11 protein-coding genes and 1 pseudogene are annotated in these 11483 nt (G+C 45.4%); 2 read left to right on the plus strand and 10 right to left on the minus strand.

Annotated elements, in window-relative coordinates; genetic code table 11:
* Positions 1–107 precede the first annotated feature (107 nt).
* The 5 genes and pseudogenes from XZ46_RS29465 to XZ46_RS13220 all read right to left on the minus strand — a co-directional run.
* Positions 108–504: pseudogene (locus tag XZ46_RS29465) on the minus strand (zinc ribbon domain-containing protein); the annotation flags it as partial.
* Positions 505–986: 482 nt separating this feature from the next.
* A complete protein-coding gene (locus tag XZ46_RS13205) occupies positions 987–2372 on the minus strand; it encodes a cation:proton antiporter (protein WP_006618437.1) in 1386 nt (461 codons plus the stop codon).
* 349 nt (positions 2373–2721) lie between these two features.
* Positions 2722–3531, minus strand: coding sequence for a carbon-nitrogen hydrolase family protein (locus tag XZ46_RS13210; RefSeq protein ID WP_006619224.1), 810 nt, complete (start codon positions 3529–3531; stop codon positions 2722–2724).
* Positions 3532–3707: 176 nt separating this feature from the next.
* Positions 3708–3833, minus strand: coding sequence for a photosystem I reaction center subunit IX (gene psaJ / locus XZ46_RS13215; RefSeq protein ID WP_006619223.1), 126 nt, complete (start codon positions 3831–3833; stop codon positions 3708–3710).
* A 100-nt stretch (positions 3834–3933) separates the two neighbouring features.
* Positions 3934–4422 (minus strand): photosystem I PsaF protein (subunit III), encoded by a 489-nt coding sequence (locus tag XZ46_RS13220; protein ID WP_006619222.1) that lies wholly within the window; start codon positions 4420–4422, stop codon positions 3934–3936.
* A 168-nt stretch (positions 4423–4590) separates the two neighbouring features.
* On the opposite strand from XZ46_RS13220, the gene tsaD reads away from it, so the two are divergent.
* A complete protein-coding gene (gene tsaD, locus XZ46_RS13225) occupies positions 4591–5637 on the plus strand; it encodes a tRNA (adenosine(37)-N6)-threonylcarbamoyltransferase complex transferase subunit TsaD (RefSeq protein WP_008050984.1) in 1047 nt (348 codons plus the stop codon).
* 103 nt (positions 5638–5740) lie between these two features.
* Here tsaD and XZ46_RS13230 read toward each other — a convergent pair whose 3' ends face one another.
* Both XZ46_RS13230 and miaB read right to left on the minus strand, forming a co-directional pair.
* A complete protein-coding gene (locus XZ46_RS13230) occupies positions 5741–6295 on the minus strand; it encodes a hypothetical protein (RefSeq protein WP_006619220.1) in 555 nt (184 codons plus the stop codon).
* The gene (miaB, locus tag XZ46_RS13235; RefSeq protein WP_006625435.1) at positions 6292–7650 is read right to left on the minus strand and encodes a tRNA (N6-isopentenyl adenosine(37)-C2)-methylthiotransferase MiaB; all 1359 of its coding nucleotides are present in this window, start codon (positions 7648–7650) and stop codon (positions 6292–6294) included. The genes XZ46_RS13230 and miaB overlap by 4 nt, the downstream gene beginning before the upstream one ends.
* Positions 7651–7734: 84 nt before the next feature.
* Between miaB and XZ46_RS13240 the strand changes: the two genes are divergently transcribed.
* Positions 7735–7923, plus strand: coding sequence for a hypothetical protein (locus XZ46_RS13240; RefSeq protein ID WP_006619218.1), 189 nt, complete (start codon positions 7735–7737; stop codon positions 7921–7923).
* A gap of 21 nt (positions 7924–7944) precedes the next feature.
* Here the strand turns inward: XZ46_RS13240 and XZ46_RS13245 are convergent, their stop codons facing one another.
* The 3 genes from XZ46_RS13245 to XZ46_RS13255 are packed head-to-tail and all read right to left on the minus strand — an operon-like array spanning position 7945 to position 11468.
* On the minus strand, positions 7945–9423 hold the full coding sequence (locus XZ46_RS13245) for a CPBP family intramembrane glutamic endopeptidase (RefSeq protein WP_008050985.1): 1479 nt from the start codon (positions 9421–9423) through the stop codon (positions 7945–7947).
* A 43-nt stretch (positions 9424–9466) separates the two neighbouring features.
* On the minus strand, positions 9467–11245 hold the full coding sequence (locus XZ46_RS13250; RefSeq protein WP_008050986.1) for a two-component system response regulator: 1779 nt from the start codon (positions 11243–11245) through the stop codon (positions 9467–9469).
* Positions 11246–11255: 10 nt separating this feature from the next.
* Positions 11256–11468, minus strand: coding sequence for a hypothetical protein (locus XZ46_RS13255; protein ID WP_006625431.1), 213 nt, complete (start codon positions 11466–11468; stop codon positions 11256–11258).
* Positions 11469–11483: the final 15 nt, after the last annotated feature.

Genomic DNA, 11483 nt, shown 5'->3' on the forward strand with positions numbered 1-11483 from the left:
TGTTGAGCCCATTCTGGTGGCTTATTCAACTGCTTACTACAATATAGCTATAGTCAGCTACTTGATGCTTTGGCCAACCACCTTTCGCCATAGCGTAACTGATACATTTACGCGACATTTTTCCGGTTGTTCCCGGACAATGCGACGATAGCACTATTACCCGTTAAGGTAACAGAGGCGGTATCCCGCAAAGCTTTTAGAAAGATTCCAAAAGCACCGTTCCAGTCCCGTGGTAGAGTGAACCCGCACTCAGGACATCGGAACACTTTTGAGCCACCTAGCTGGGAATGGACATGACCACAGTGAGTACAGGTTTTGCTGGTGTATTCTTCGGTCACATCTACAACTGTGGTTCCAGTTATTTCCGCGCTTATGTCTCAGGGTTAGTTTGAATCGATAATGCGCCCATGTCAGCATGGCGCGGGCAGTCTTAGACCTGATTAGACGCTTCACCTGACTGGCCATATTGGAAGTCTCGAAGGTGGGCAAAAAAATCAGGCTGTGTTATGGGATGGCCATGGATGCGATCCAATCAACCAAGGGGTTGAAGTCCTCACCGGGTAGTCCCCACGCCCATTTCAGCTTTATTTCATACCCGAAGGTCTCGCACCATACTTGGTATTATACCGTATTGCCGTAAAATGTTAACCTAATTTGAGATTAAATCATGCTCTTTACCCATATAGATTACCATACAAAAATATTTCTCGAAATATCAGGTTCGGAACCAGTGAATCCCCCTCTAATCACCAACAGCCTAACTAGAAAAGAAAAAAAGCCCGGTTTTATCGAACCGAGCGATCAACATAAATTCAGAATATTTTAAGGATTGACTAATGAAGCTCCCTCACCCAAAGACAGCGAGGTGGGGGTGGGGTGTGGCGGGAACTTTTGCCCCCATACACCCCATGGTAGGATCATGCCACAATCTTGGCCATTGAACCCCCACCTGTTTCTATCGTGGCTGAGTGGGTCGCTATTTTAGTTCAAGCAGTAGTTTCCGGTTCCGTAGCCGTCGGTTCATCATCACGGAACACCACCCGCAACAAAGGCGGAGCCACAAAAGTAGTCAGAATCACCATCAAGATAATTGCGACATCCAGAGAAGGCGACAAAGCGCCACTGTCAGAGCCTACGGCTGCAAATACCAAACCGACCTCGCCCCGGGGAATCATACCGACCCCGATCGCCAATCGGTTGATATTCTCCACGCCAAAGACGCTAAACCCAGAGATAACTTTTCCGAAAATTGCCACAACAATCAGAAAAGAAGCAATCACGAGTCCCTGGCGGTTGTCAGGAACAGCAGGATTAAGAACCTCTAAATTAGTTTTCGCCCCAACGGTAACAAAAAATATCGGTACCAGCACATCAGAAATCGGTCTAGTAAGTTCTTCGAGTTCCTTTCCTGGGTCAGTTTCATCCAAGACTAACCCCGCAGCAAAAGCACCCAAAATCGCCTCTAAACCAATAGCGGCAGCGATATAGGACAGCAACAGCGCCAGAATAAAAGCCGGAATCACAATCCGACCACGGGTTTTGAACTGTTGAGCCAGAGTCACAAAAGTATCATTAAAGAACCTTCCCAATAAAATTGCACCCACCAGAAACACAGTGGCACTGATAATCAGGAAGATAATGTTAGTAACATCGATTTCTCCGGTTTTGGCTAAACTAGCCACCACCGCTAGGACAATAATTCCGAGGATGTCATCCATGACCGCCGCGCCGAGAATAATTTGACCTTCCTTAGAAGACAAGCGGCCAATTTCAGCTAACACACGGGAGGTAATCCCGATACTGGTAGCAGTCAAAGCGGCACCAGCGAAAATTGCAGCCACAGGCGGAACATTAAAGATGAGAATTAAGCCAATGGTTCCGGCGAAAAATGGAGCCACGACCCCCACAATTGCCACCACTAGGGATTGAACCCCTACTTCCAGCAGTTCACGAATATTGGATTCTAAGCCAATTTCAAATAGTAGGACGATCACACCAATTTCAGCGAGAACTGAGATCACCTCACTTTGAGCCTCAAAGGTGGCTCCAGCAGCACTGATATCTAACCCTGCTGTCGATGACAGTATTTGCATGATCACGGAGTCAGAAGCGCCGACACCACCTTCAGGAAATACGACTAAGTGCAGTGCTGAAATACCAATGACTACCCCGCCGACTAATTCTCCTAAAACTGGGGGAAATCCTAACCAGTTGAAGAACTCGCCACCAACTTTACTGGCTGTATAAATGGCAATTAGGCTGAGTAGTACCGCCAATAACACCATATTCCCATCAGCCTCGGGAGCTTCGCTAATTCCCTCGATGGTGTTTGCCAACAGTGGCACGGGATCAACTCCTAAAGATGAAAACATGGAAAATGGGGAGATTATCCCCAAAACTGATAGAACCATCCATTTTGTGAAAACTCGTTCCTGTCTACTGTAGCGAAAAGTGGGTTCGCATAGAGTTATAAAAAGGATAAATCAACTTTTGTATTAGTTATACATAGGTTACGAGTCTCAAATTATTTCCCAATCACCCAGTCTCATGGAGTGCGTCAGAACCCGCCTCGCCAATCAATACAGCCTGTTCATAAATCATCTGATCACCTCTCAAAGTCCCTCTCCCTCTCTGGGATCCAGATTTAGGGTGAGGGCAATGTATTAAGCGACTGGTGAACAATCAATAATCGGCAACTGACGCACCTTAGTGGCTGATGTGCTAAAATACCCGATGTTTCAGGGATGGCATTTGGCGACGGACCTGTTGGAGGCGGGTGGGTTCAATATCAGCTAAGGCGACTCCTGGCTGATCTCCCCCATCAGCTAGTATCATTCCCCAAGGATCAATAATCATGGCGTGACCGTGGGTGTGGCGGCGGCCATAGTGACAACCAGTTTGGGCGGGAGCAATCACATAACAAGTATTTTCGATCGCTCTAGCTTTTAGCAAAACTTCCCAGTGGTCTTTCCCGGTATAGGCGGTAAAGGCGGCGGGAACAAATAACACCTCGGCTCCCTGTTTAGATAAATGCCGATACAATTCTGGAAACCGCACGTCATAACATACAGATAAACCCAACTGACCCAATTCTGGGGAATTATAAACAGGTGGGAAATCGGTCCCGGCTTTCACGGTGGCGGACTCGCAGTAAGTATTTCCATCAGGTACATTGACATCAAAAAGATGCACTTTTTCATATCGTGCTAACTCCTGACCTGTGGGGTCTACTAACAAGGCGGTATTGCAGACTTTACCTTCTCCTTTGGGAACGGGAAACCCTCCACCCAAAAGGGTTACCTGAAAACGTTGGGCGGTAGTTTTCAAAAATTTTTCGGTTTCTTCGGCAATTTCTGAACCCTGCATAAGTTTATCTTCTTCCTCACCCATAAACGAGAAGTTTTCGGGTAAGCCAATTAATTCAGCGCCTTGACGAATAGCTAGTTCAATTAAATCGCGAGCTTCTGACAAATTTTTCTGCAAATCAGGCAGACTGGTCATTTGGATCGCGGCAGCAGTGTAGGATTTCATCGATACGGAATCAGAAAAATAAGTGATTTTTATTATGGTCAATAATCCCACTAGGGAGCAGGTAGACCAGGACAATATTATAGGGGCAATTTATCATCACCCCTATAAATATCAATCTCTTGTTAATGATGCGATCGCCACTTAGGGCAACCTGCCCATTTTTCCGGTTCTAATCCCTAGAGGGGATGAAACAGAAGGTCGGGGAAAAACCGATTAAATTCGATCAGAATACCAGCAGTAATTAACAGCCAAACCGCTGCCAAAACTGGCACAGTAGACAAATATTTCAAAAAGTCCTGCATGAATTGAGTCTCCTAATTGATCTGCCAAACATTCGATACAATTTGGGAAAAATTCCCTTAAACTAACCCGCAAAAGGCTTGAGCTACATCCGCGAATCTCTTAGCGAGGAGAAACGGTGATTTCATTATCCTTAGCAAACATTTCCCCGGTGGTCATTTCTTTGAGAGCAGCCAGAGGCCAGAGAAATCCACCCAGCATCAATTGCACAGCTTTGGGAACTTCGATAATGATTTCCTTTTCGGTGGGCTTTTTATCTTTCTGAGCATACTGGAGGTAAGAACGACCTACCCAACCAATCCATCCGGCGATATACAGGAATAGAACACTGGGGATTAAGAAATCGCCAGCGTGGGACAGGCTACCATCTGTAATCAGGTGAGGTAGGCCATCTTCGCCACAGAGTTCTTGGGAATAGCGCTCGAACCGAGCTTTAGCTTGGTCTGGGTTAGCACTGCGGGCGATAGAAGTTTGGGCCCGTTGCTGAAATGCAGCCGAATCGGAGCAGGGAGTTAGGTTATAAGCCTCGGCGGCTGCGCTACCACCGAACCAAAGACCGAGAGCGAGAACTAGAGCCAACAATCGTCGCATAGATTTGTTTCCTTTTGTTACAAAACAATAAGTTTTTTGTACAATCCCAACGGATTAAGGGCTTAGGAGCCATCTTACTTTGAATTCAGACTCTTGACACCCATTTAATCTCTTTCTGGGGATAAGCTACTAGATGTAACTCAATCTTATGATTAAATTTATCAGCCAATGGCAACAGTTTTAGCAATTGAAACAAGTTGTGACGAAACAGGGGTAGCAATTGTAAAGAATCGTAAAGTTTGCAGTAATGTGGTGGCTTCTCAAATCCCTATTCATCGCCCCTATGGGGGGGTAGTGCCAGAGGTGGCCTCCCGGCAACATTTGGAAATGGTCAACCCCCTAATTACCGAAGCACTAAGTTCAGCTAATCAGGACTGGACTGATATTGATGCGATCGCTACTACCTGCGCTCCGGGGTTAGTGGGAGCGCTATTAGTGGGAATCACAGCGGCGAAAAGTTTAGCGATGGTTCACCAGAAGCCATTTTTAGGAGTCCATCACCTAGAAGGTCACATTTATGCGTCCTACCTCAGTGAACCGGATTTAAAACCACCATTTCTCTGTTTATTAGTTTCTGGGGGCCACACCAGTTTAATTCGGGTGATCGGTTGTGGTCAGTATGAAACTTTGGGTCAAACCCGCGATGATGCGGCGGGAGAAGCCTTTGATAAGGTGGCTCGTTTACTCAACCTCGGTTATCCAGGCGGCCCGGTTATCGATCGCCTTGCAGCCAGTGGGAACCCCCAAGCCTTCCCTCTCCCAGAGGGTCGCATTTCCCTACCTGGGGGTGGCTATCATCCCTATGATTCCAGCTTTAGCGGCCTGAAAACGGCTGTCTTACGTTTGGTGGATAAATTAAACCAAAAAGGGGTCGAACTGCCCGTGGCAGACCTGGCAGCCAGCTTTCAGGATACAGTTGCCAGGGGGTTAACCAAACGAGCGATCGCCTGCGCCCTCAATTACCAATTGGATACTATTACGGTTGGGGGGGGAGTTGCTGCTAACAGTCGCCTCCGTCATTTGTTACAGGAAGCGGCTAAGGAAAACCATTTAAGGGTTTTGTTCCCTCCGATGAAATTCTGCACTGATAATGCGGCGATGATCGCCTGTGCGGCGGCGGATCACCTGGAACATGATCACACCTCCCCTCTGACTTTGGGGGCTTATTCTCGTATGGCGATCGCTGATGTGATGAACCTCTATGAGGCTATCTGAAACAATCAGGAAGTCAACAAAATTAGCACAAATGTCGGGGTGGGTTCCTAAATATCCACCACCGACAATATCAATCAACCCGTCCTCACCCAGGAGGGCTTAATCATAAGACATTCTGAGTGGCGATCGGTTGTACAAAACGATGGTTAGCCCGCACAAAACAATTACTCGCGGCCCCTTGTTCATCAGTACGTTCAACATACATCCAGGGTTGGTTTTCGTTATCATAAACAATACCAAATCCGGCCGGACCCAGATTAATCTCAAAATCCTGTCCTTGTTTGATCGTGCCAACTACTGGCCAGTTTTTGATATTCATAGTCACCTGACCCTGGTTAGCCAGAAGTTGGTTATAGCTGCTGAGATTATTAGCCATGCGACAGTTTAAACCGTTGGGGTCTCTGTCTGTCACTTCCCAGGTGGTATGAGTTGAACGGGTATAATCGCCATTATCTCTGGGTCTCGGTAAATTCATACCCCCCTGACCCGGTTGCGCCAGAGAAGGGGGATTTTGAGTTACTGTAGGCATAGGACCGGCTGGGGCGACCTGAATGGCATTATTTTGGGCTTGAGGGTTTTTCTGACAAGCGATCGCACTTACCCAAACCATCCCCAGCAGAGAGACAAAACCGATTGTTTTAAAAATTTTAGTATTCATAGGGTCACATATAACTCAATAGGTTCTCCGGTGAGGCTAAATGCCCGCACCTCTATAATCTTCACTTTCACCAGTTCACCTGAGAGTTCCGCCAAATTCCCTTTAAAAAACGTCAGACGATTACCACGGGTACGTCCCATCACCTGGCTGGGGTCTTTGGGGTTTGTGCCTTCGACTAATACCTCCTCAATGCGATCGCGGTATCTTTGGGATCTTTCCATAGCCTTCACATTCACCAGTCGGTTTAACCGTTGTAGGCGATCGGCTTTCACCTCCTCAGAAAGCTGATTTTCCCACAACGCCGCCCCAGTTCCCGGACGGGGGGAATAAGCCGCCGTGTTCAACAGGTCAAAACCAATATCATCAACCAGTTTTAGGGTATTCTCAAACTGCGCCTCTGTTTCTCCCGGAAACCCGACGATCGCATCAGCACTAATTGACGCATCGGGAATATACTCGCGAATAGTATTAATAATCCGACGATATTTTTCATGGGTGTATCCCCGCGCCATGGCCTTTAGCACATCATTATCCCCCGACTGAAACGGGATATGGAAATGTTCGCACACCTTGGGAAGTTCCGCACAGGCGCGAATTAACCTTTCTGTGAAATAGCGAGGATGACTGGTAGCGAAACGGATACGCTCAATACCGGGTATATCATGCACATAATAGAGCAGGTCTGTCAAAGTGTGTTGGTGACGACCGTCTGGGGTAGAACCGGGGAGGTCGCGACCATAGGCATCAATATTTTGTCCCAGCAGTGTAACTTCTTTATAACCCGCCCTGGCTAATTCTTCCATTTCCGCCCGGATAGCTTCCGGGGTGCGGGACTGTTCGGTTCCTCGGACGTTGGGAACTACGCAATAGGTACAGCGTTCGTTGCAACCATAAATTACATTCACCCAGGCGGTGATATTGCTATCTCGGCGAGGTTTGGTGATGTCTTCCACAATATTAATCGGTTCAGTCGCCACCACCTGGGAACCCTCAAATACTTGCTCTAATAGGTCTTGGAGACGGTTGGCGTGTTGCGGTCCCATGACCAAATCAAGTTCGGGAACCCGACGCAGGAGTGCTTCTCCTTCCTGTTGGGCGACGCATCCCGCTACAATTAGGGTCAGGTTCGGATTTTCCTGTTTCCGTTTCGCTTGTCTCCCCAGGTAGGAGTAGACTTTCTGTTCGGCGTTATCGCGAATGGTACAGGTGTTGTAAAGGACGATATCAGCTTGGTTTGGGTCTTCAACGAAGGTTAACCCCATTTCGTCTAAAATGCCTGCCATACGTTCGGAGTCGGCTTTGTTCATTTGACATCCGAAAGTGGTGATATGGTAATGGCGGGGTTTTGTGGTCATGGTTTGATATTAGGGATAACTTATCGATAATGGTCTATCAGTTGAATGACTATTATAATTGAATGGTTGGGTTTGTGATTTTTTATGTCTAGGCGAATTCAGGTTTTGATGGTTGGTGCGATCGCTTTGCTGTCCTTGGGGGTGGCGACTTGGTACACTCATTTGGAGTTATCCCTACTCACGGGTTTATTATTGGCGATCGCTTCTAAGGGTATGCGGCGGCGAGGCTATCCGACCAGGGATTATTCCTCGGAAGATTCCCCAGATCTTTGACTTCTGGGGCTTTATTATAGACTAATTAGCGCCACTTCCTAAGATATACAAACTTATTAAGGTGCCGCTATTCCATAAACTGTGTAATAACATAGGAGCCCAGAGATTACGCGATCGTGTATAGACAAATCCCAGGACAATTCCTAACACGAATAAAGGCAAAATTTCCGAGACATTCAAATGAGCCACAGCAAACAGCAACCCACTGGCTATAATTGCACCCCACAGGGAAAAATAGCGGGTAAGGGACGGTAACAGAAACCCCCTAAATAACACCTCCTCAAACCAAGGTGCTGCTATAGAAGCGGTAAAGAAAAATATCCCTAAAGCTACCGGATCTCGATTTTCTAAAGCTATGGGTAATATCGGATTACTTCCCCCTTGACCATCCCATAATCTTTGATTGACTAAGGAAGTTAAAATCACTAAGGGTAAAGCTACACAATAGCCACCGAAACCCCATAATAACCAACTATCCCATAATTTGAACCTAAACCAACCTTCCGGGAGAGGGAAAAATGATTTGATAGACAGATATAAAACCCCCAAGCCACCACCCACTAAAATCATATAAGTTATGAGGATATAAAAGGCTTGCAGTCTCACATCTCCCGCCGCCGGTCTTAAACCGAGGAGTTGGAAAATCAATGGGATTAATAACTGTCCAACTAGGAAAAAACCTAAAACAAACACTTGCACAATCGTTTCCGCAGTCCAAGGAACAGACCATTCAACATCAGCATTACGGTTGATAATTGCCTGTTCACGTTTCAGGAACCATTGCACTGCTAAAATGATGGATAGGATAATTCCCGACACCAACCCAAAGCCAGGAATAGCGGAAACAATGGCTAATTTATAGACGGCATTTTCTGACGTTTTCTGCTGTTGATTATTTAGTTGTTGTAAGACATCTTCACGGTTTTGTAAAGTGTAGAGTTGGGCTAAAGTTTGAAAACTGAACCAACCCTCTAAATTTGCCTGTAAAATATCTTCGGCATCAGCTACTATATCTGGTGGTTCTGTCCAGAGTCCTACTAATACTTCCGCTGTGTCACTGGTGGGATAGTTACCATTTTCAGAAATTAGCGATTCCCAAGTAGCGATCGCCTTTTGGGAGTCTCCCAGCACCGCTTGGATAATACCAATTCGCAATTCTAACTCACCTATGGTCTGTGCTAATTCTCCCCGCGAAAATTGTGAGGGTTGATTGGGTTGTAGTCGCTGTAAATTTTGGTAGTTAGACTCCTGTACATTTTGGTATTGTTTCAGGGCAGCATTAACCGGATCTTTCCCGATAATATTATCTCGTAGGGTGAGCAAATTCGCCCGGTCTTCCGTCTGTGGTTGCCACCCAGAAGCCTGGAGAATTAAATTAGTCTGATACAGTTCCAGACGGCTTTGAATTTGGGGCTGACTCCAACTGCCGAGCAGGCTTAAAGTCACATATACTATAGAGATGAAAGTCAGAATGCTTAAAATTATCTGTTTTAATTTCATATATTTTTATTGAAAGGAAATAATCGATTTTTAGGACTTGATTTTACCATTGGGGATGAGTTGCCAAAAGTTCAGCCATTTGAGTAGCTGGTAAAGGCCTAGAAAAGAAATATCCTTGTCCGCTATTACATTCTAGTTCTCGTAGTTGTGCAAGTTGTTCGGCGGTCTCTATTCCCTCAGCTACGGCTACCATATTTAAAGTTTTAGAAATACCAATGATGGCAGGAATTAGCCCCAGATTTTCGGGAGTTCCGTCTAAAAGACTGACAAAAGACTTATCAATTTTTATGGTATCTACCGGGAAGGCGTGTAAATAACTGAGGGAGGAGTAGCCTGTGCCAAAATCATCGAGACTTAAACCGATATGGCGATCGCGAAATTGGGTTAAAATAGTCCGGGCTGTTTGTGTATTTTCGACGATCGCACTTTCAGTCATTTCTAATCTCAGACATTTAGGATTTAAACCACTTTCAGCCAGGATATCATCAACCGTTGCAATTAGATCGGCTTGGGTAAACTGTCTGACAGAGAGATTCACACTCATACTAACAGATTCATCTACCAATTTCTGCTCCTGCCAATTTTTCAGTTGATGACAGGCTTCTACCAGCATCAAAGTTCCAATAGTAGTAATTATACCCATTTCCTCAGCCAAGGGGATAAACATACCAGGTGGGACCAAGCCCCGTTGGGGATGTTGCCAACGCACCAAGGCTTCCATACTCGAAATTTTACCAGTTTCTAAGTTAATAATTGGCTGATAATAAGGGATTAATTCTTGATTTTCAATAGCCCGTCTTAGGTCAGTTTCTAAACCCAATAAATCCAGGGCTTCTTTGTGCATAGCCGGGTCAAAGATATGATATTGTCCCCGTCCTAGGGCTTTGGCACGATACATAGCTGTATCTGCATCTCGCAATAAATGTTCTGGTTGTTCATAGTTGCTATTACTGAGAACCACACCGATACTCATATTAATAAAAATCTCTCGGCTATAGATTTGAAAAGGACAAGACATCACCTCCAGAATAGAATCAGCGAGATTCCTTACGGGTTCAATTTCATTAACATCATGTACAATAATGGCAAATTCATCTCCGCCCAAACGGGAGAGTAAATCATTATTTTTGAGTATTTTTTGAATGCGATCGCCAATAGCAATTAACAATTCATCTCCCACTGTATGCCCCAAGGAATCGTTCACCACCTTAAAGCGATCGCAATCCATAAACAGCACCGCAAAACCATGATTATTACCCTCTTTGACACTCTTAATTACTAAGGATATCTTGTCCATAAACAAGGCCCGGTTTGGCAGTTTAGTCAACGGGTCATGTAGAGCCATTTCCAACAATTTATAATTAGCAATTTGTAATTGTTGAGTGCGTTCTTTAACCCTGGCTTCTAACTCAGTATTCAACTCCAGAATTTTCTTTTCCGCCTCCTTCAGCATCAGGTGATTTTGCACCCTCACTAGAACCTCCTCCATTTGAAAAGGCTTAGTAATATAGTCTACACCCCCAGCACCAAAGGCTTTGACCTTATCAAAAACATCATTTAAAGCACTGAGAAATATTACCGGAACCTTAGCTAATGTTTGATTGTTTTTCAACTCTTTACAAACCTGATATCCATCCATTCCCGGCATCATAATATCCAGTAGAATCAAATCAGGCTGCACCGTCTTGACGGCCATCAAAGCCATTTTACCATTAACAGCCTTGCGGACATTGTATCCTTCTAGCATCAAAATTTCCGAGAGAAGGTGTAAATTTTCCGGCTTGTCATCGACGACTAAAATATCTGCTTTTGGTGTATCCACTGATTTTCACTCAATTCGGCATTTGTTGGATCTTAGGTGCTTCCGGTTTGGTTGTTTCTACCAATTCCAGAACTTTATCAAACTGAAAATTTCCCACCCATTCTGTCATTGTATTAGCCAGATTACTGTACGGAGCGGGAATTTCCTTAATCAGGTCTAATAGTAGTAAATCACTACCCTGAGCCGCAGCAGAATAGACCTGCTCCCGCCAATATTCTGGCATTTATCTGATTGCTTC

The organism is Limnospira indica PCC 8005 (assembly GCF_000973065.1).
Taxonomy (GTDB): domain Bacteria; phylum Cyanobacteriota; class Cyanobacteriia; order Cyanobacteriales; family Microcoleaceae; genus Limnospira; species Limnospira fusiformis.

Coding starts and splice junctions, on each gene's coding strand:
- XZ46_RS13255 (WP_006625431.1), bottom strand. CDS start 11,468: ATGCCAGAATATTGGCGGGAGCAGGTCTATTCTGCTGCGGCTCAGGGT.
- miaB (WP_006625435.1), bottom strand. CDS start 7,650: ATGACCACAAAACCCCGCCATTACCATATCACCACTTTCGGATGTCAA.
- XZ46_RS13230 (WP_006619220.1), bottom strand. CDS start 6,295: ATGAATACTAAAATTTTTAAAACAATCGGTTTTGTCTCTCTGCTGGGG.
- XZ46_RS13205 (WP_006618437.1), bottom strand. CDS start 2,372: ATGTTTTCATCTTTAGGAGTTGATCCCGTGCCACTGTTGGCAAACACC.
- XZ46_RS13210 (WP_006619224.1), bottom strand. CDS start 3,531: ATGAAATCCTACACTGCTGCCGCGATCCAAATGACCAGTCTGCCTGAT.
- XZ46_RS13240 (WP_006619218.1), top strand. CDS start 7,735: ATGTCTAGGCGAATTCAGGTTTTGATGGTTGGTGCGATCGCTTTGCTG.
- XZ46_RS13245 (WP_008050985.1), bottom strand. CDS start 9,423: ATGAAATTAAAACAGATAATTTTAAGCATTCTGACTTTCATCTCTATA.
- tsaD (WP_008050984.1), top strand. CDS start 4,591: ATGGCAACAGTTTTAGCAATTGAAACAAGTTGTGACGAAACAGGGGTA.
- psaJ (WP_006619223.1), bottom strand. CDS start 3,833: ATGCAGGACTTTTTGAAATATTTGTCTACTGTGCCAGTTTTGGCAGCG.
- XZ46_RS13220 (WP_006619222.1), bottom strand. CDS start 4,422: ATGCGACGATTGTTGGCTCTAGTTCTCGCTCTCGGTCTTTGGTTCGGT.